The sequence below is a fragment of the Actinomycetes bacterium genome (assembly GCA_035506535.1).
Lineage (GTDB): Bacteria > Actinomycetota > Actinomycetes > DATJPE01 > DATJPE01 > DATJPE01.
This window is the reverse complement of record DATJPE010000044.1, coordinates 13,125-31,162: the sequence shown is the minus strand read 5'-3', so window position 1 is coordinate 31,162 and position 18,038 is coordinate 13,125. Positions and strand designations below refer to the sequence as shown.

At 72.8% G+C, this 18,038-nt stretch carries 18 protein-coding genes; 13 read left to right on the top strand and 5 right to left on the bottom strand.

Going from position 1 to position 18,038, the window contains the following annotated elements:
- Positions 1-80: 80 nt before the first annotated feature.
- Both VMI11_07095 and VMI11_07090 read left to right on the top strand, forming a co-directional pair.
- Complete coding sequence (locus VMI11_07095; protein ID HTY72178.1) at positions 81-809, top strand: DUF3137 domain-containing protein; 729 nt, start codon at positions 81-83, stop codon at positions 807-809.
- A complete protein-coding gene (locus VMI11_07090) occupies positions 806-1,537 on the top strand; it encodes a LemA family protein (GenBank protein HTY72177.1) in 732 nt (243 codons plus the stop codon). Before VMI11_07095 ends, VMI11_07090 begins: the two co-directional genes overlap by 4 nt.
- Positions 1,538-1,627: 90 nt before the next feature.
- On the opposite strand, the gene VMI11_07085 is transcribed toward VMI11_07090, so the two are convergent.
- Complete coding sequence (locus VMI11_07085; GenBank protein ID HTY72176.1) at positions 1,628-2,263, bottom strand: VTT domain-containing protein; 636 nt, start codon at positions 2,261-2,263, stop codon at positions 1,628-1,630.
- 33 nt (positions 2,264-2,296) lie between these two features.
- Between VMI11_07085 and VMI11_07080 the strand changes: the two genes are divergently transcribed.
- Together VMI11_07080 and fbaA are read left to right on the top strand one after the other, a co-directional pair.
- Positions 2,297-2,953 carry a TrmH family RNA methyltransferase gene (locus tag VMI11_07080; protein ID HTY72175.1) on the top strand — a complete coding sequence of 219 codons (657 nt, stop codon included), beginning with the start codon at positions 2,297-2,299 and terminating at the stop codon, positions 2,951-2,953.
- Between the two features lie 244 nt (positions 2,954-3,197).
- Positions 3,198-4,220 carry a class II fructose-bisphosphate aldolase gene (gene fbaA, locus VMI11_07075; GenBank protein ID HTY72174.1) on the top strand — a complete coding sequence of 341 codons (1,023 nt, stop codon included), beginning with the start codon at positions 3,198-3,200 and terminating at the stop codon, positions 4,218-4,220.
- Positions 4,221-4,295: 75 nt separating this feature from the next.
- Here fbaA and VMI11_07070 read toward each other — a convergent pair whose 3' ends face one another.
- Together VMI11_07070 and VMI11_07065 are read right to left on the bottom strand one after the other, a co-directional pair.
- Positions 4,296-5,243 (bottom strand): type IV toxin-antitoxin system AbiEi family antitoxin domain-containing protein, encoded by a 948-nt coding sequence (locus VMI11_07070; GenBank protein HTY72173.1) that lies wholly within the window; start codon positions 5,241-5,243, stop codon positions 4,296-4,298.
- 121 nt (positions 5,244-5,364) lie between these two features.
- Complete coding sequence (locus tag VMI11_07065; protein ID HTY72172.1) at positions 5,365-5,793, bottom strand: DUF3151 domain-containing protein; 429 nt, start codon at positions 5,791-5,793, stop codon at positions 5,365-5,367.
- A 108-nt stretch (positions 5,794-5,901) separates the two neighbouring features.
- On the opposite strand from VMI11_07065, the gene VMI11_07060 reads away from it, so the two are divergent.
- Genes VMI11_07060 through VMI11_07045 form a run of 4 tightly spaced genes read left to right on the top strand, consistent with a single transcriptional unit; the run spans position 5,902 to position 10,246 of the window.
- On the top strand, positions 5,902-6,873 hold the full coding sequence (locus VMI11_07060) for an FAD-dependent oxidoreductase (GenBank protein HTY72171.1): 972 nt from the start codon (positions 5,902-5,904) through the stop codon (positions 6,871-6,873).
- Between the two features lie 25 nt (positions 6,874-6,898).
- Positions 6,899-8,182 (top strand): adenylosuccinate synthase, encoded by a 1,284-nt coding sequence (locus VMI11_07055; protein HTY72170.1) that lies wholly within the window; start codon positions 6,899-6,901, stop codon positions 8,180-8,182.
- Positions 8,179-8,850 (top strand): GNAT family protein, encoded by a 672-nt coding sequence (locus tag VMI11_07050; GenBank protein HTY72169.1) that lies wholly within the window; start codon positions 8,179-8,181, stop codon positions 8,848-8,850. Before VMI11_07055 ends, VMI11_07050 begins: the two co-directional genes overlap by 4 nt.
- A gap of 46 nt (positions 8,851-8,896) precedes the next feature.
- Positions 8,897-10,246, top strand: coding sequence for an aspartate aminotransferase family protein (locus VMI11_07045; GenBank protein ID HTY72168.1), 1,350 nt, complete (start codon positions 8,897-8,899; stop codon positions 10,244-10,246).
- Between the two features lie 94 nt (positions 10,247-10,340).
- Here VMI11_07045 and VMI11_07040 read toward each other — a convergent pair whose 3' ends face one another.
- On the bottom strand, positions 10,341-11,690 hold the full coding sequence (locus VMI11_07040) for an aminotransferase class I/II-fold pyridoxal phosphate-dependent enzyme (protein ID HTY72167.1): 1,350 nt from the start codon (positions 11,688-11,690) through the stop codon (positions 10,341-10,343).
- A gap of 229 nt (positions 11,691-11,919) precedes the next feature.
- Here VMI11_07040 and purD point away from each other — a divergent pair, with 229 nt between their 5' ends.
- From purD to purB, 3 genes are all read left to right on the top strand, one after another.
- Entirely contained in the window at positions 11,920-13,161 is a 1,242-nt protein-coding gene (gene purD, locus VMI11_07035; GenBank protein ID HTY72166.1) for a phosphoribosylamine--glycine ligase, read from the top strand.
- 82 nt (positions 13,162-13,243) lie between these two features.
- Complete coding sequence (locus tag VMI11_07030; GenBank protein HTY72165.1) at positions 13,244-14,260, top strand: DUF389 domain-containing protein; 1,017 nt, start codon at positions 13,244-13,246, stop codon at positions 14,258-14,260.
- A gap of 39 nt (positions 14,261-14,299) precedes the next feature.
- Positions 14,300-15,721: an adenylosuccinate lyase gene (gene purB / locus VMI11_07025; GenBank protein ID HTY72164.1), complete on the top strand. Its 1,422-nt coding sequence runs from the start codon at positions 14,300-14,302 to the stop codon at positions 15,719-15,721.
- Here purB and VMI11_07020 read toward each other — a convergent pair.
- The gene (locus tag VMI11_07020; protein HTY72163.1) at positions 15,697-16,047 is read right to left on the bottom strand and encodes a hypothetical protein; all 351 of its coding nucleotides are present in this window, start codon (positions 16,045-16,047) and stop codon (positions 15,697-15,699) included. The two genes, purB and VMI11_07020, sit on opposite strands and share 25 nt — an antisense overlap.
- 47 nt (positions 16,048-16,094) lie before the next feature.
- Between VMI11_07020 and VMI11_07015 the strand changes: the two genes are divergently transcribed.
- Positions 16,095-16,970 (top strand): phosphoribosylaminoimidazolesuccinocarboxamide synthase, encoded by an 876-nt coding sequence (locus VMI11_07015; GenBank protein ID HTY72162.1) that lies wholly within the window; start codon positions 16,095-16,097, stop codon positions 16,968-16,970.
- Positions 16,967-17,941 carry a UDP-glucose 4-epimerase GalE gene (galE, locus tag VMI11_07010; protein HTY72161.1) on the top strand — a complete coding sequence of 325 codons (975 nt, stop codon included), beginning with the start codon at positions 16,967-16,969 and terminating at the stop codon, positions 17,939-17,941. The genes VMI11_07015 and galE overlap by 4 nt, the downstream gene beginning before the upstream one ends.
- Positions 17,942-18,038 lie beyond the last annotated feature (97 nt).

Below are 18,038 nucleotides of genomic sequence, written 5' to 3'. Positions count from 1 at the left end.
CCCCGGGACCGGGCACCCCTCGGTGAGCGAGGCGGTGGGGCCGCTCCAGTCCGTGCCGTGACGGGTCGACACTGGACGGTATGAGCAACGCCTCCCCGCTGGTGTTCGTCGTCTTCCTCGTGGTCGGCGCGGCCTTCGTGGTGATCGGCTACCTGAACAACCAGAAGCGGATCAAGGCCGTCGAGCAGTTCTGCGTCGATCGCGGTTGGAGCTACGTCGCGGAGGCTCCGCAGTACGTCGACCGGTGGCAGGGGCACCCGTTCGGCACCGGCGAACGGCGTCGAGCACGCAACGTGATGAGCGGGGAGTGGCGCGGCGCAGCGTTCGTGGGCTTCGACTACTCCTACGAGACGACGTCGACGGATGCCAACGGGCGTACCAACCGCACCACCCACACCTTCGGCGTCGTCGCCCTCGGGCTCCCCACGTACCTGCCGACGCTGCAGGTCACCGGCGAGAGCGTGCTGCGACGGGCCGCTCAGGCGGTCGGGATGGGCCACGACATCGACCTCGAGTCCGAGGACTTCAACCGGGCGTTCACGGTGACCAGCCCCGACCCGAAGTTCGCCTCGGACGTGCTCACGCCGCGGACCATGGAGATGCTGCTGGCGGCGCCGCACCTCGCCTGGCGCATCGAGGGCACCGACATCCTGTCGTGGGCGACGGGCGCGTTCTCCCCCGTCGACGTGCTTCAGCGCCTGGACCACCTGAGCAAGGTGGTGGCCGGTGTCCCATCGTTCGTGTGGCACGACCACGGATACGATCCCCAGCAGCCAGCCGGAGGTACCGGTGGAGGGAGCGCACCGTGAGTCCCGTGGTCTGGATCGTGCTCGGCGTCGTCGTCCTCCTCCTGCTCGGCGCCGTCGTCTCCTACAACCGCTTCGTCCGGCAGCGCAACCTGGTGCAGGAGTCCTGGCGCCAGATCGACGTCGAACTGACCCGCCGCCACGACCTGGTCCCGAACCTGGTCGAGACGGTCAAGGGCTACGCCGCCCACGAGCGCGGCACCTTCGAGGCGGTCACCGCGGCACGTGCGGCGGCCGCCGCCCCGGGCTCGTCCCCGGCGCAGCAGGCCGAGCAGGAGAACGTCCTCACCGGCGCCCTGCGCCAGCTGTTCGCGGTGGCCGAGGCCTACCCGGACCTCAAGGCGAGCTCGCTCTTCCAGCAGCTGCAGAGCCAGCTGGCCGAGATCGAGGACCGGATCGCCGCCGGCCGGCGCTTCTACAACGCCAACGTACGGGCGTACAACACGCGCATCCAGGCGTTCCCGAGCAACTTCATCGCCTCGATGTTCCACTTCACCGCGGCCGAGTACTTCGAGGCCAACGACGAGGAGACCCGGGCGGTGCCGCAGGTGTCGTTCGGGAGTATGGCGACCGGGACGCCGTACGCCGGCCCGCCGGCAGCCGGACCCACCGCACCTGCCCCCGGTCCCGGGGATGGCGGCGCGGGCGGGCCGACCTACGCCGCACCGCCTCCGGGAGCCACGACGCCGTCGGCGCCGCCCCCTCCACCCGAGCCGCCGGCCACTGCCTGACCCCGGCTCGGCCGGCCTCGGGCCCCGTCGGCCGTCGTGCGGGCCGTGCTCCGGGTCGCGTGGGGAGGGGGCGTCGTCGGTCGGCTCGGCTCAGCCGGTTGAGGAGGCCGGACGGGTCCGCCAGTAGTGCCAGCCGATCGGCACCACCGAGGAGGCCACGCCGGCCAGCAGGATCAGCTCGACGTGGTCGGCGATGAGGGCGACGTTGCCGAAGGCGTACCCGAGGCAGGTCACGCCTGTCGTCCAGAGCGCGCCGCCGATGACGCTGAAGATGGCGAAGGTGCGAAAGTTCATCCGAGCGGCGCCCGCCATGACCGCCACGAACGTGCGGATGACCGGGACGAACCGCGCCAGGACGATGGCCCAGCTGCCCCACCGCTGGAAGAACTCGCCGGTCCGGCGGACGTACTCGGGACGGAAGATCCGGGCGTCGTGGTTGCGGAAGACCGCGGGGCCGGCTCGATAGCCGATGAGGTAGCCGACGAGGTTGCCGGCGACGGCGGCGAGGAACTCCAGCGCGATGACGTACCAGAGGGGGTGGTCGAAGCTGCCCTTGCGGACCAGCACCCCCGCCGTGAACAGCAGAGTGTCGCCGGGCAGGAAGAATCCGACGAGCAGCCCGCACTCCGCGAAGATGACGGCGAGCAGGCCGAGCAGCCCGAAACTGCCGAGCAGGTGATCGGGGGACAGCCACCCGAGCAGGGCGAGCTCGGCCGCAAGGTGCACGCCGGAAGGCTATCCGGGGAGACTGTGCGTTCCATGTGCGCCGACCATGCGCCGCGCGACCCTGCCGACTCCGCCGACCCTGCGACGGGGGTGGGGCCCTGGCCCGGTGAGTGGCCGGACGACTCTCGCCTGGACCCCGACCTGCTCGCCCACGGCGACCGCCGCAACGTGGTGGACGGCTACCGGTACTGGCGCCTCGAGGCGATCGTCGCCGACCTCGACCGGCGCCGGCACCCCTTTCACGTCGCGGTGGAGAATTTCGCCCACGACTTCAACATCGGGTCGGTGGTACGGACCGCCAACGCCTTCCTGGCCGCCGAGGTGCACGTGGTGGGCCGGCGGCGCTGGAACCGCCGCGGCGCGATGGTGACCGACCGGTACCAGCACGTGCGGCACCACCAGGACGTAGACGCCCTCGCGGCGTGGGCGGCGGATGCCGGACTCCCGCTGCTGGGCGTCGACAACCTGCCGGGCGCGGTGCCGCTGGAGACCTACGACCTGCCGCGCGGCTGCGTCCTGCTGTTCGGGCAGGAGGGGCCGGGGTTGTCCGCCGAGGCGCGGGAGCGGTCCGCGGCGGTCCTCTCGATCGCCCAGTTCGGCTCGACCCGTTCGATCAACGCCGGCGCGGCCGCGGCGGTGGCGATGCACGCCTGGGTGCGCCGCCACGTCTTCGGTCAGTTTCCCGGTTGACCCGCGGTTCGGTCCACCCGCAGTCACGCCCAGCGCCGCACCGGCGCCCGCGCGCGAAGACCGTTCATTGCGACAGACCCGGGTGCGGTGAGGGGGTGCGGCAGAGCCGGAGTGCGGTGACTTGCCGCCGGGCCGGGGCGCGGTGGCGGGGCGTCGCGACGTGCGAGGATGACGCTTGCGCCGTCCGGCCGGGGTCGCCCGGAGGCGGCGTACCGGTGCCGATGTCCCCGCGAGGAGTCCAGCCATGCCCATCGCCAGCCCCGAGGTGTACGCCGAGATGCTCGACCGCGCCAAGGCCGGCGCATTCGCCTATCCCGCGGTCAACTGCACGTCCTCGCAGACCATCGTGGCCGCGATCCGCGGGTTCGCCGAGGCCGAGAGCGACGGCATCGTCCAGGTGTCGTGGGGCGGCGCGGAGTTCGCCTCTGGCCAGCCGGTGAAGGACATGGTCGTCGGGGCGAGTGCGCTGGCGGCGTACGCCCATGAGGTCGCGAAGGCCTATCCCGTCAACATCGCGCTGCACACCGATCACTGCCCCGTCGACAAGCTCGACGGCTTCCTCCGCCCGCTGCTGGCGATCTCCACCGAGCGGGTGGCGCGCGGCCAGGAGCCGCTGTTCCAGTCGCACATGTGGGACGGCTCGGCGGTGGAGCTGAAGGAGAACCTCGACATCGCCGACGAGCTGCTCGACAAGACGGCGGCCGCGCACATCGTGCTCGAGATCGAGATCGGCGTGGTCGGGGGCGAGGAGGACGGCGTGCAGGCCAAGCACGACGCCAAGCTGTACTCCACGCCGGAGGACGGCCTCGCCACCGCGGAGCGCCTGGGTCTCGGCGAACGTGGCCGCTACCTCGTCGCGGCGACCTTCGGCAACGTCCACGGGGTCTACAAGCCCGGCAACGTCGTCCTGCGCCCGTCGATCCTCAAGGACATCCAGGACGCGGTGGGGGCCGAGTACGGCGTCGACAAGCCCTTCGACCTGGTCTTCCACGGCGGCTCCGGCTCGTTGCTGTCGGAGATCCGCGAGGCGCTCGATTACGGCGTGGTCAAGATGAACATCGACACCGACACCCAGTACGCCTTCACCCGACCGATCGCCGACCACATGTTCAAGAGCTACGACGGGGTCCTCAAGGTCGATGGCGACGTCGGCAACAAGAAGCAGTACGACCCCCGGTCGTACGGCAAGGCCGCGGAGGCCGGCATGGCGGCGCGGATCGTCGAAGCCGCCAATGACCTCCGGTCCGCCGGTACCAGGATCACCTGATCGCGAGACCACGTGGGTGGTGGTTGACCACGCCGAGTCCGCGTGGCCAACCACCACCAGGGTGGTCTCGTGCGGTCAGCCCGCATGCCGGGAGCCCCGGCGGAACGCCGCGAACAATCGCTGCGCGACTGCTGCGGGGTTCGTCGTGATCTGGTCCCACGTCCAGCGCGCGACCTCCCACCCGGCCGCTCGCAACGCGTCCTCGCGCAGCTTCTCGGCCCACAGGACGCCGGGTTCGGTGTACTTCATGCGACCGTCGAACTCGCCCAGCGTCCGGGCGCCCGGCCAGGCGAAGTCGCTGCGGTAGCCGGCCACGATGTACTGCAGGTCCGGCGGCGGAAGACCCTGACCGGCGAGCAGCACCCGAGACAGCGACTCCCCGGGGCTCTCGGCGCGGCCGTCGGCGAACTCGATGGCGCGATGGATCCGGCGATGGTGCTTGCGCGGCCACCGGTCAGCCGCCGTCGTCAGCCGGAGGTGGGCCTCCTGCCGTTCGACGCCGTCGGCGGCCCACCGTCTCAGGAGCGAGTCCAACGCGATCGTGGCGTTCGCCAGGCTCTCGACGGCGGCGACATCGACGCCGGTCCGTGCCTCGGACGTGACGGGCAGTCGGTCCACGTGGGTGACCTCCGCGGCGACGAGCGGGAGGTCGTGACCGAGGACGCCAGGCCGGCGCCGGGAGTGCCCCGCCGGGAGGATGAGCTCGACCAGGGCCAAGGCGCGTTGGCGGGACGTGGGATGCAGGTCCAGGCCGTGCAGCAGTGCCGCGGAGCGGTGACTGACGGCCACGGCAGAGTCGAGAACCGCGAGGGCGGCCCAACAGTCGAGCCGGTACCTGGCCAGCGGGTCGGTCGTCGTCTCGGCCAGCTCCGCGGAGACGTACCGACCCCGCCGAAGCCGCAGCCAGGCCCCGGACTCCAACCTCGAGCGGATCTCCGCCGCCGTGTAGCCGGCGGCGAGCGCGTCCTCCCGGCTGAAGGTGCCCCCATGGCGGGCGGCGAGGCTCGCCAGCTGCGGATGCACGACAACAGACTGGCGACGTACGGCAGCCGGCTGCGGCGGTCATCCACAGCGCGCGGCGTCACCACCCCGGTGGTGGTTGGGCCCTCGGTAGGCGGGTGGGCCAACCGCGACCAGGGTGGTCTCAGGCCGAGGTGAGGACGTCGGCCGCCTCGGGGCTGGACTCGACGAGGAAGATGGCGCACCGCTCGGCCTCGTCGCCCTCGCCGATCGCGTGGGCCGCGCGCCCCAGGGCGTGCAGGGCGCGCAGCCAGCCCCGGTTGGGCTCGTGCGACCACGGCACCGGCCCGTGCCCCTTCCACCCGCTTCGGCGCAGGGCGTCCAGCCCGCGGTGGTAGCCGGTGCGTGCGAACGCGTACGACTGCACCACGTCACCGGCATGCCACGCCTGGTCGGCCAGCGCCGCCCACGCCGCGCACGAGCCGGGGTACTGCGCCGCCACGGCCTCTGCCTGGGTGCCGGCCTCGAGGGCCGCCGCACCCGGGTCGGGCGGGAGCAGGGTGGGCGGCGGGCCGCCGAGCAGGTCCGGGTACGGGCTGCCGCCAGAGGTCATGCCCCCATCCTGCCGGGATCCCCGCCCACCCGCGGACCGGGGTGGCGGGCCGGCGTCGGGTCGGGGGCACGGCATGCCTCACCGGACGAGGTACGCGAGGATCGGGGCATGCCGGGTACCCCGCCGCCGCGACCGACCGTGGTCGGGGCCGGTATCGCCGGGATCGCCTGCGCCCGCGAGCTCGCCGTCGCCGGGCTCGCCCCCCGCGTGCTCGACCGTGGCCGCCGTATCGGCGGGCGGATGGCGGTGCGTACCGTCGACGGCCGCCCGATCGACCTCGGGGCGTCCTACCTCACCGTGCGCGACCCCGCCTTCGGCGCCGTCGTCGAGGACTGGCTCGCCCGCGGCCTGGCCCGGCCGTGGACCGACACCTTCCACGTGGCCACGCCCGAGGGCATCGAGGGCACCCGCACAGGCCCCGTCCGCTACGCGGCGCCGCGCGGGCTGCGCAGCCTCGTCGAGGACCTCGCGCGCGGGCTCGGCGTGGAGCACCCGTACGACGTCAGCGACGTCAGCCCGACCCGCGCCGGCACGCCCTCGGTGGCCGGACGAGCGGCGAGGGTGGCCGTGCTCGCGATGCCCGGTCCCCAGGCCCTCGACCTGCTGAGCGAGCGGTACGCCGCCGCGCGGGAGGCAGCCGACGCGGTCTGGGAGCCGACCCTCGCCCTCGTGGCTCGCTGGCCGCGGCGCTGCTGGCCGCAGCTCGACGGCGTCTTCGTCAACGACTCACCGGTCCTCACCTTCGTCGCCGACGACGGCAGCCGCCGCGGCGACGGCGCTCCCGTGCTCGTCGCGCACTCCCACCCGGTGCTCGCCGCCGGGCACCTCGACGACCCGGAGAGGGCGGCGCCGGCGATGCTGGCCGAGCTGCGCGCCGTGCTGCACATCGCGAAGCCGGCGGAGCGGGTCGACGTCATGCGCTGGTCGCTCGCCAAGCCGGTGGAGCCCCGCCCGGAGCCGTTCCACCTCGACGAGGCGATCGGGCTGTGCGGCGACGGCTGGCACGGACCGAGCCGGGTCGAGGCGGCCTACCTGTCGGGTCGGGCGCTCGGGCTCGAGCTCGCGCGTCGGCTGGGGTGAGTGCGACCCGATACCCTGTCGGCCCGTGCCTGCCATCGTCGTCGTCGGCGCCCAGTGGGGCGACGAGGGCAAGGGCAAGGCGACCGACCAGCTCGGCGGCGCCGTCGACTACGTCGTGAAGTACAACGGCGGCAACAACGCCGGGCACACCGTCGTAGTGGGCGAGGAGACCTATGCCCTGCACCTGCTGCCGAGCGGCATCCTGACCCCCGGCGTCGTCCCGGTCATCGGCAACGGGGTGGTCATCGACCTCGGGGTGCTCTTCCAGGAGCTCGACGCGCTGTCCGCGCGCGGCGTCGACGTCTCGCCCCTGGTGGTCAGCGCCAACGCGCACGTCATCGCGTCGTACAACCGGACGCTGGACAAGGTCACCGAGCGCTTCCTCGGCAGCCGGCGCATCGGCACGACCGGGCGCGGGATCGGGCCGACGTACGCGGACAAGATGTCGCGTATCGGCATCCGGGTCCAGGACCTCTTCGATGCCGGCATCCTGCGCCAGAAGGTCGCCGCGGCGCTCGAGCAGAAGAACCACCTGCTGGTGAAGGTGTACAACCGTCGCGCGGTGGCGGTCGAGGAGGTCGTGGGGGAGCTGCTCGCCTACGTCGACCGGCTGCGCCCGATGGTCGCGGACACCTCGCTGCTGCTCGAACGTGCCCTCGACGAGGGCAGCACCGTCTTGCTCGAGGGCGGGCAGGCCACGCTGCTCGACGTCGACCACGGGACGTACCCGTTCGTCACGTCCTCGAACGCGACGGCCGGCGGGGCGTGCACCGGCTCGGGCATCCCGCCGAACCGGATCGACTCCGTGGTGGGGATCCTGAAGGCGTACACGACCCGTGTCGGTGAGGGCCCGTTCCCGACCGAGCTGCACGACGCGTGGGGGGAGCGCCTGCGCAAGACCGGCTGGGAGTACGGCACCACGACCGGGCGGCCACGCCGCTGCGGGTGGTTCGACGCGGTGATCGGCCGGTACGCCGCCCGCGTCAACGGCATCACCGACTTCGTGCTGACCAAGCTCGACGTCCTCTCCGGGATGGAGACGGTCCCGGTGTGCGTGGCCTATGACGTCGACGGCGTACGCCACGACGAGATCCCGATGACCCAGACCGACTTCCACCACGCGCGGCCGGTCTACGAGCAGCTGCCCGGCTGGTGGGAGGACATCGCTGACGTTCGTGAGTTCGACGCCCTGCCGGTCAACGCGCAGCGGTACGTGCTCGCGCTGGAGGACATGCTCGGCCGGCCGATCTCGCTCGTAGGCGTCGGCCCGGGCCGCGATGCGACCGTGGTGCGAAAGCCCCTGCTGTGAGCTTCGAGCCGCGGCCGGACCCGCGTCCGGACGACGTGGTCTGGCCGGAGGCGAGGTGGCCGCCCGCTCCCGACGTCGTGCTCGCCGGCGAGGTCGTCCGCCTGACGCCGACGGTCGACGCCGACCTGCCGCAGCTGTGGTCGGCGCTCGATGACGAGCGGGTGTGGGAGCACCTGCCGATGGGCCGGCCCGCGGAGGCCGCAGCCCTGGGGGAGGTGCTGGGCGGGATGCGCGAGCGGGGCTTCCACCCGTGGACGCTGCGCCTTCGGCAGGCGGTCGGGGCCCTCGGACCGGGTGCCGTCGTCGGGTGGTCGAGCTACCTCGACGTCAGCCCAAGCGACGCGAGGTGCGAGATCGGCGCGACCGCGTACGCCGTGGCCGTCTGGGGCAGCGCGGTGAACCCGGACGCCAAGCTGCAGCTGCTGGCGTACGCCTTCGACGTGCTGGGCATGGGCCGCGTGCAGCTCAAGACCGACGTGCGCAACGCGCGCTCGCAACGCGCCATCGCGGGGATCGGGGCGACCTACGAGGGGGTCCTGCGCCGGTTCAACCGTCGGGCGGACGGGACGGTGCGCGACAGCGTGCTCTTCTCGGTGACCGCCGAGGAGTGGCCCGCGGTGCGGGAGCATCTTGTCGCCAGGGTGTCGGCGCACCGCCCTCAGGGCTGACAGCCTGACCGTCGTGCGGCGCGGTATCGGCTCCTAGGCTGGGGCCATGACGCAGCCAGCTCCCGACCCCGCGCGCGGCGCCGAGGTCTACGCCCTCGACCGCCAGTACGTGTTCCACTCCTGGTCCGCCCAGGCCGGCCTGAAGCCCATGGTGATCGCCGGCGCGGAGGGCAGCTATGTCTGGGACTACGACGGGCGGCGCTTCCTCGACTTCTCCTGCCAGCTGGTCAACACCAACATCGGACATCAGCACCCGAAGGTCGTGGCCGCCATCCAGCAGCAGGCGGCCCGGCTGGCCACGATCGCGCCCCAGCACGCGAACGACATGCGCGGCGAGGCCGCCAAGCGCATCGTCGACCTAGCCTCGCCCAACCACCGCAAGGTGTTCTTCACCAACGGCGGGGCCGACGCGATCGAGAACGCGATCCGGATGGCCCGGCTGCACACCGGCCGGCCGAAGGTGCTGTCGTTCTACCGCAGCTACCACGGCAACACCGGCGCCGCGATCCAGGCGACCGGCGACCCGCGCCGCTGGCCCAACGAGTTCGCCGACGGGCACGTGCACTTCTACGGGCCGTACCTGTACCGCTCCCCGTTCTGGTCGGCCTCCCTCGAGCAGGAGTGCGAGCGGGCGCTGCAGCACCTGGAGGCGACGATCCAGTTCGAAGGGCCGGGGACCATCGCCGCCGTGCTCATCGAGTCGATCGTCGGGACGGCCGGCGTGATCGTCCCGCCGCCGGGCTACCTCGAGGGGGTGCGCGAGATCTGCGACCGCCACGGGATCGTGTGGATCGCGGATGAGGTCATGGCCGGCTTCGGACGTACCGGTGCCTGGTTCGCCTACCAGAACTGGGGGGCGCACCCCGACCTCATCGCCTTCGCCAAGGGGGTCAACAGCGGGTACGTCCCGCTGGGCGGTGTCGTCATCTCGGGGGAGATCGCCGCGACTTTCGACGAGCGGGTGTTCCCGGGCGGGCTGACGTACTCCGGGCATCCGCTCGCGTGCGCGTCGGCGGTCGCGACCATCGACGCGATGAAGGAGGAGGGCATCGTCGAGAACGCTGCCGCGATCGGCCGAGACGTCCTGGGGCCCGGCCTGCGCGAGCTGGGCGAGCGGCACCAGGTCATCGGGGAGGTCCGCGGACTCGGCGTGTTCTGGGCCCTGGACCTGGTCAGCGACCGCGCGACGCGCGAGCCGCTGGCGCCGTACGGCGGTACCTCGCCCGCGATGAACGCGCTCGTGGCGGCCTGCAAGGAGCGCGGGCTGCTGCCGTTCACCAACTACAACCGGCTGCACGTCGTGCCGCCGTGCACCGTCACCGAGGGTGAGGTCAAGGACGGCCTGGCCATCCTCGACGAGGCCTTCACCGTCGCCGACACCTACTACACGGGCTGACTCTTTCCGAATGAACGCGGCGTTGTGCCGGACCTATTGGAAGAACGCCGCGTTCATTGCATCAAAGCAGGGGGTGGGTGAGCCCTGGGGTCTGTCAGCGCGTAGCGGCGAGGACGTCCTCCACGATGGCCTCGGTCGTCGCCGGATGCAGGAACACCAGGCGGCCGACGGTCTCGCCGAGCCAGGAGCTCGGCGTGACGAAGGCGAGCTGCGCCTCCAGCAGGCGCTGTGACCACGCCTCGTAGTCGGCAGGCCCCCATCCGATGCGGCGGAAGAGCAGCACCGACAACTCCGGGTCGCGGATCAGCTCCAGCTGGGGCTCGGCCCGGATCAGGTCGGCGGCCCGGCGGGTGAGGGACAGGGCCGCTTCGACCGCGTCCCGGTACGCCGCCGCGCCGTTGACCGCCAGGGAGAACCACAGCGGCAGCCCGCGCGCCCGGCGGGTCAGGTGGTAGGCGTAGTCGCTGGGGTTCCACTCGGTGTCGTCGTGGTGGATGACGTCGAGGTAGCTCGCGTCCTGGGTGTGCACGGCCTTGGCCAGCCACGGCTCGCGGTAGAGCAGAGCGGCGCAGTCGAAGGGCGCGAACAGCCACTTGTGTGGGTCGACGACGAAGGAGTCGGCCCGCTCGATGCCGGCGTAGCGCGCCCGCACCGACGGGGCGAGCAGGCCGGCGCCGCCGTACGCGCCGTCCACGTGCAGCCACAGGTTCTCTTCGGCGGCCACCCGGCCCACCCCGTCGAGGTCGTCGACGATGCCGGCGTTGGTCGTCCCCGCCGTCGCGACCACGGCCACGACGTCGGCGGCGCCCTCGGGGTCGGCGTCCAGGGAGCGGCGCAGCGCGGCGCCGGTCAGCCGGTGGTCGTCGGTCTCCACCGGGAAGGGGGTCATCCCGAGGATGTGCAACGTGTTGCGCACCGAGGAGTGCGCCTGGTCGCTCAGCGCCACCCGTGCGGTCGAACCCGCGTGCAGGCCGCGTCGGGTGTGGCCGACGTCGCGAGCCACCGCGAGCGCGGACAGGTTGCCCGCGGAGCCACCCGTCACGAAGACCCCGCCGGCGCTCGCGGGCAGCCCGGCCAGGTCCGCGATCCAGCGCAGCGCCTGGTTCTCGGCCGCGATCGCCCCTGACGCCTCCAGCCAGCTGATCCCCTGCAGCGACGCGGCGGAGACGACCATGTCGAAGAGCAGGGCCGCCTTGCTCGGGGCGGCCGGGATGAAGGCGAGGTAACGGGGACTGTCGCAGGAGATGATCGTCGGGGCCAGGCGGTCGGCGTACAGCCCGACCACCTCGGCCGGGTCCCGCGGCTCCTCGCGGAGCAGACCCACGAGCTGCTCGCGCAGGTAGTCCAGCGAAGCGCCGTGGTCCAGCGGCACGTCGGACATCGAGACCCGGTCCCGGACGTAGCCCAGCACGAGGTCGAGCAGCTTCGGGTCGAGGCGGTGCAGTCGCCCGGGGTCGGGGGCCGCCGAGCCTGAGGCCGGCGCTTCGCCGGCGGTCGCGTCAGGGGTCACGGCCCGACGCTAGACCTGCCGACCCCTGCCGGGCGCCGGAACGAGCGGGCTTTCGTCGACGCCCCGCCCGCGCCGCGAGCGCAGGAGTGGGGTGGCGCGAACCCGAGGCGCTGCGGACGGCTCAGCCGCGAGCGGCGCCCGCCAGCCCCTAGGCTGACCGCCCGTGAGGGTGCTCGTCATCGGTTCCGGGGGTCGCGAGCACGCGCTCGTACGAGCCCTCCGACTGGATCCGGATCCGGTCGAGGTGTACGCCGCCCCGGGCAACCCGGGCATCGCCGAGCTCGCGACCCTCGCCGCGGTGGACGCCGTCGACGGGCCTGCGGTCGCCGGCCTCGCGGTGGACCTCGGCGTGGACCTCGTCGTCATCGGCCCCGAGGCGCCCCTGGTGGCGGGTGTCGCCGACGCGGTACGCGCCCGCGGTGTCGCCTGCTTCGGACCCTCGCGCGAGGCGGCCCAGATCGAGGGGAGCAAGGCGTTCGCGAAGCAGGTGATGGCCGAGGCGGGGGTGCCCACCGCGAGGGCGTACGTCTGCGCCTCGCCGGCCGAGGTCGAGGAGGCGCTCGACGCCTTCGGCCCGCCGTACGTCGTCAAGGAGGACGGCCTCGCCGCCGGCAAGGGGGTCGTCGTCACCGCGGACCGCGACGAGGCGATCGCACACGCCAAGGGCTGCGGCCGGGTCGTCGTCGAGGAGTACCTCGACGGGCCCGAGGTCTCGGTGTTCGCGCTCACCGACGGCTCCACCGTCCTGCCCCTGCAGCCGGCGCAGGACTTCAAGCGCCTGCTCGACGGCGGCGCCGGACCGAACACCGGCGGCATGGGGGCGTACTCGCCGCTGCCGTGGGCTCCTTCCGCGCTCGTCGAGGAGACCCTCGAGTACGTGCTCCAGCCCACCGTCGACCAGCTGCGCCACCGCGGGACACCGTTCGTGGGCCTGCTGTACGCGGGCCTGGCGCTGACCTCCCACGGGGTGCGGGTCGTCGAGTTCAACGCCCGCTTCGGCGACCCCGAGACGCAGGTCCTGCTGCCGCGGCTGCGCTCGCCGCTGGCGCCGCTCCTCCATGCGGCCGCGACCGGCTCGCTGGAGCAGGTCGGGCCGCTGCGCTGGGCGGAGGAGGAGGCCGCGGTGACCGTCGTCCTCGCCGCACCTGGCTACCCCGGTGCACCGCGGACGGGCGGGCGGATCACCGGCTTGACGCCCGGCGAGGACGCGGGGACGACCTACGTCCTGCAGGCCGGCACCGCCCTGGACGCCGAGGGCGCGGTGGTCGCGGCCGGCGGACGGGTCCTCTCGGTGGTCGGCCTCGGGCCCACGGTTGGCGCGGCCCGCGAGGCGGCGTACCGCCGGGTCGCCACCCTGGGCCTCGAGGGCGAGCAGCACCGCACGGACATCGCGGCCGGCGTCTGACGCCCGTCCGGTGTGGCGTGGCCGGTTGGCGGCCCGATCTGTCGGAGGATGCGCGAAGGGCGGCCTCGGCGCGGGAGACGTGATGGCGAAGGCGGACGTCGACGACGTCGAGCGGATGACGACGGCGCTGTTCATCGAGCGTGGCTGGCGCAGTCGTACCGCCTCGCGGTTCTGGGTCCTGCTGGTCCTCGCTGCGGTCATCGCGACCGCCGGGCTGATCGCCGACTCCACGGCGACGGTCATCGGCGCCATGATCGTGGCGCCTCTGATGACACCGATCCTCGGTACGGCGCTCGCGGCGGTCCTGTCGGACCGGGCCCACCTGCTACGCAGCCTCGGCCTCGTGGTCGGTGGCGCTCTGCTCGTGGTCGCGATCGCCTACGTCATGGGGCTGACCAACCACTCGGCGGACGCCTACCTCGGCAACTCCCAGGTCGCGGCACGTACCTCGCCCCGCCTCATCGACTTGGTGGCGGCGCTGGCCACCGGTGCGGTGGGGGCCTTCGCGCTCGTGCGCTCGGACATCTCCGACACCCTCCCCGGTGTCGCGATCGCGATCTCTCTGGTGCCGCCGCTGGGCGTTGTGGGCCTGCTGCTCGAGGTGCACCGCTACCACGACGCGGGCCAGGCGGCGCTGCTCTTCGGCACGAACGTGGCCGCGATCCTCGCCACCGGAGTGGTCGTCTTCCTGGGCTACAACGTCCGCGAGACGGCGCGCGCGGCCGGGGTGGAGGTCCACCGGCTCAGCGGAGCCACGCTCCTCGCCATCGCCGGGTTCCTCGTGCTGATCCTCATCCCGCTCACCGCCGGGACGCTGGCGGTTCTTCGCGACCAGCAGCTGGGGCGCCAGGCGCGACCGGTCGTCGAGGAGTGGGCGCGGCAGGCGAACTGGGAGGTCTCCACCGTCGACGCCGTCAACGGGACCGTCATCGTCACCGCGCTCGGTCCCCCGCCGGAGGCCGACGTCGCGGACCTGCGCGCCGACCTCAACGAGCGGGGGATGGGCGGTGCCGGGCTGGAGGTACGACTCGTCGTCGGAGGGATCGAGCGCTGCCCCGCCGGAGGGACGACCTGCGTCGGACGGGTCGGCGGCAGCTGACCCGCCGCCGGGTGTCGCGGCGTGGGGGACAATGGCCGGGTGGCGATCCCCGACGTACTGGCGAGCCGGTACGCCTCCGAGGCGATGACCGCGCTCTGGTCGCCGGAGTACAAGGTGGTGCTCGAGCGACGGCTGTGGCTCGCGGTCCTGCAGGCGCAGGCCGACCTCGGCGTGGCGGTCCCGGCGGGCGCGCTGGCGGCCTACCGCGACGTCGTCGAGGACGTGGACCTCGACCGCATCCGCGAGCGGGAGCGGGTGACCCGCCACGACGTCAAGGCGCGCATCGAGGAGTTCAACGCCCTCGCGGGCTTCGAGCAGGTCCACAAGGGCCTCACCAGCCGCGACCTCACCGAGAACGTCGAGCAGCTGCAGGTCCGCGACTCGCTGCTGATCGTGCGTGACAAGACGGTCGCGACGCTGGCGCGGCTCGCCCGGCTGGCCGCCGAGTACGCCGACCTCGTCCTCACCGGCCGGTCGCACAACGTCGCCGCCCAGGCGACCACCCTCGGCAAGCGGTTCGCCTCGGCCGCCGAGGAGCTGCTCCTGGCGTTCGAGGCGCTGGAGTCGGTCGTCGAGCGCTACCCGCTGCGGGGCATCAAGGGCCCGGTCGGTACGTCCCAGGACAGCCTCGACCTCCTCGGCGGCGACGCGGCGCGTCTGGCCGAGCTGGAGCGACGGGTCGCCGACCACCTCGGGTTCGCACGGGTGCTGGACAGCGTGGGCCAGGTCTACCCGCGTTCGCTCGACCACGAGGTGCTCGCCACCCTCGTCCACGTCGCGGCCGGTCCGAGCAGCCTCGCGACCACGATCCGGCTGATGGCCGGGCACGAGCTGGTCACCGAGGGGTTCCGCCCCGGCCAGGTGGGGTCGTCGGCGATGCCGCACAAGATGAACACCCGCTCCTGCGAGCGGGTCACCGGGCTCGCCGTGGTCCTGCGTGGCTACGCGGCGATGACCGCCGAGCTGGCCGGCACCCAGTGGAACGAGGGCGACGTCTCCTGCTCGGTGGTCCGTCGGGTGGCACTGCCCGACGCGTTCTTCGCCGTCGATGGGCTGTTCGAGACCTTCCTCACCGTGCTCGACGACTTCGGCGCGTACCCAGCTGTCATCGCCCGGGAGCTCGACCGCTACCTGCCGTTCCTGGCCACGACCAAGGTGCTGATGGCCGCCGTGCGGCACGGCGTCGGACGCGAGAGGGCGCACGAGGTCATCAAGGAGCACGCGGTGGCCGTCGCCCTCCAGATGCGCGAGGAGGGGCTGGAGCACAACGACCTCCTCGAGCGCCTGGCGGCCGACCCCCGGCTCGGGCTCGGCCACGAGGAGGTCAAGCAGCTCGTCGACCGCCCGCTGTCCTTCACCGGTGACGCGGTCGACCAGGTGTCGCGTGTCGTCGAGCGGGTGGGTGCGGTCGTGTCGCGCCACTCCCAGGCCGCCGGCTACACCGCCGGCGCCATCCTCTGAGCGACCTCCACGACCGGCCCGCTGCTGAGGACGACCCGGTCGAACTCCTGCCCGGACAGGGTGATCACGACTCCCCGGCGCTGCCTCCAGGAGACGGCGACGAAGTCCTTGAAGCCCCGGCCCCGCCACGTGCCCACCGCCGCGTGCCCCGGCAGGCCGTACCCCGGGGCTCGGATGCCGCGGATCTCGGCCACCACGTCGGGCACCATCCGGATGTCCACCACGCTGCTGCGGGGGATGACCAGGTCGCCGCGGAGGGCGCCCAGGCGCTCCCAGCTGCCGAGGTGCACCCGGTAGCTCTCGCCCTCCTGCAACAGCGTGGCCATCGCGTCCCATCATCCTCGGGGACCCCGGCCCCGGTAACCTGCGGGCCGTGACCGCCGAGCCGCTCGAGCTGCCCGGCGTGGAGCACGTCTACTCGGGCAAGGTACGCGAGCTGTACGCCCGCCCGGACGGCACGTTGCTCGTCGTCGCGACCGACCGCATCAGCGCGTACGACCACATCCTGGCCACACCGATCCCCGACAAGGGCCGGGTGCTCACCGCGTTGACCCTGTGGTGGTTCGAGCGGCTCGCTGGCCTGGTCCCCAACCACCTGCTGTCGGTCGACGTCCCCGCTGAGGTGAACGGCCGGGCGATGGTCGTCGAGCGTCTGGCGATGTTCCCCGTCGAGTGCGTGGCCCGCGGCTACCTCGCCGGGTCGGGCTGGGCCGACTACCGAGCGACCGGGGCGGTGTGCGGCGTCGGCCTCCCGCCCGGACTGCTCGACGGGTCCCGGTTGCCGGAACCGATCTTCACCCCCGCCACCAAGGCCCCCCAGGGCGAGCACGATGTCAACGTGGACCTCGAGACGGTCTCGGCCAGCGTGGGGCGACCCACTGCGGAGCAGCTGCGGGAGATCACGCTGCGGGTGTACGCCTTCGCGGAGGAGGTCACCCGCGAGCGCGGGATCCTTCTGGCCGACACCAAGCTCGAGCTCGGCCACCGCGCCGACGGCACGGTCGTGCTCGCCGACGAGGTGCTGACCCCGGACTCCTCCCGCTTCTGGCCGCTCGATCGCTGGGAGCCCGGTCACGCCCAGCCGTCCTTCGACAAGCAGTACGTCCGCGACTGGCTCACCTCGCCCGCCAGCGGATGGGACCGCCACTCCGGGGATGCGCCGCCGCCCCTGCCCGACGAGGTCGTCGAACGGACCAGGGCGCGCTACGTCGAGGCCTACGAGCGCATCACGGGAAGGACGTTCATGTGACCACCTGGCTGGTGACGGGCGGTGCGGGGTACATCGGCTCGCACGTGGCGCGCGCCCTTCGCGAGTCCGGCCGCGACGTCGTCGTGCTGGACGACCTCTCGACGGGACTGGCGTCCTTCGTCGACAGCGACGTCGCCTTCGTGCACGGCGACGTCGACGACCCGGCGGCCGTACGGGCGGCCCTGGCCGGCCACGTGGCAGGGGTCGTGCACCTGGCCGCGTTCAAGTACGCCGGGGTGTCGGTGGAGCGCCCGCTGGAGACCTATCGCCGCAACGTGTCGGGGACCATCACCTTGCTCGAGGGGATGCTGGAGGCGGGTGTGCAGCGGCTGGTGTTCTCCTCCAGCGCCGGGGTGTACGGCACCCCGCACGTCGACCAGGTCACCGAGGAGACGCCGCACGCCCCGGAGTCGCCGTACGGCGCCTCGAAGTCGATGGACGAGCGCATCATCGACGACTCCGCGGCGGTGACCGCGCTCGCGGCGACGTCGCTGCGCTACTTCAACGTGGTGGGCTCCGGCTATCCGGACGTGTGGGACGTCTCGCCGTACAACCTCTTCCCCGCCGTGATGCGCGCGCTGGTGGCCGGTCGGCGGCCGTGGGTCACCGGGACCGACTACCCGACGCCGGACGGCTCGTGCGTGCGCGACTACGTGCACGTGGCGGACATCGCGCTCGCGCACGTCGCGGCGGCTGCCGCCCTCGAGGAGGGCCGGCCGCTGGAGCGCGCGTACAACCTCGGCAGCGGCGCCGGACTGTCGGTGCTGGAGATCATGGACGCGTTCCGCCGGATCACCGGGATCGACTTCGCCCCCGAGCTGCGGGAGCGGCGACCCGGCGACCCGGCGCGCATCGTCGCCTCCGGCCGCCGCGCCGCGCGCGATCTCGACTGGGCGATGCGCCACAGCGTCGACGACATGGTCGCCAGCGCGTGGGCCTCCTGGCCGAAGGACGCCGCACAGCCCGCCTGACCGCCGGCCGGCTCACCGGGGCCGTGGGTGGCGGCGCTGCGTTGACCTGAGCTCCCGGCGGCCTCGGTAGGCTGAGACACCGCCGAGACCGCCAGCA

Excerpts from the sequence above, each read along its gene's own strand:
- VMI11_07065 (HTY72172.1), bottom strand. The coding sequence starts at position 5,793 with ATGACCTCTGGCGGCAGCCCGTACCCGGACCTGCTCGGCGGCCCGCCG.
- VMI11_07030 (HTY72165.1), top strand. The coding sequence starts at position 13,244 with ATGGCGAAGGCGGACGTCGACGACGTCGAGCGGATGACGACGGCGCTG.
- VMI11_07020 (HTY72163.1), bottom strand. The coding sequence starts at position 16,047 with ATGGCCACGCTGTTGCAGGAGGGCGAGAGCTACCGGGTGCACCTCGGC.
- VMI11_07080 (HTY72175.1), top strand. The coding sequence starts at position 2,297 with ATGTGCGCCGACCATGCGCCGCGCGACCCTGCCGACTCCGCCGACCCT.
- VMI11_07045 (HTY72168.1), top strand. The coding sequence starts at position 8,897 with ATGACGCAGCCAGCTCCCGACCCCGCGCGCGGCGCCGAGGTCTACGCC.
- fbaA (HTY72174.1), top strand. The coding sequence starts at position 3,198 with ATGCCCATCGCCAGCCCCGAGGTGTACGCCGAGATGCTCGACCGCGCC.
- VMI11_07060 (HTY72171.1), top strand. The coding sequence starts at position 5,902 with ATGCCGGGTACCCCGCCGCCGCGACCGACCGTGGTCGGGGCCGGTATC.
- VMI11_07095 (HTY72178.1), top strand. The coding sequence starts at position 81 with ATGAGCAACGCCTCCCCGCTGGTGTTCGTCGTCTTCCTCGTGGTCGGC.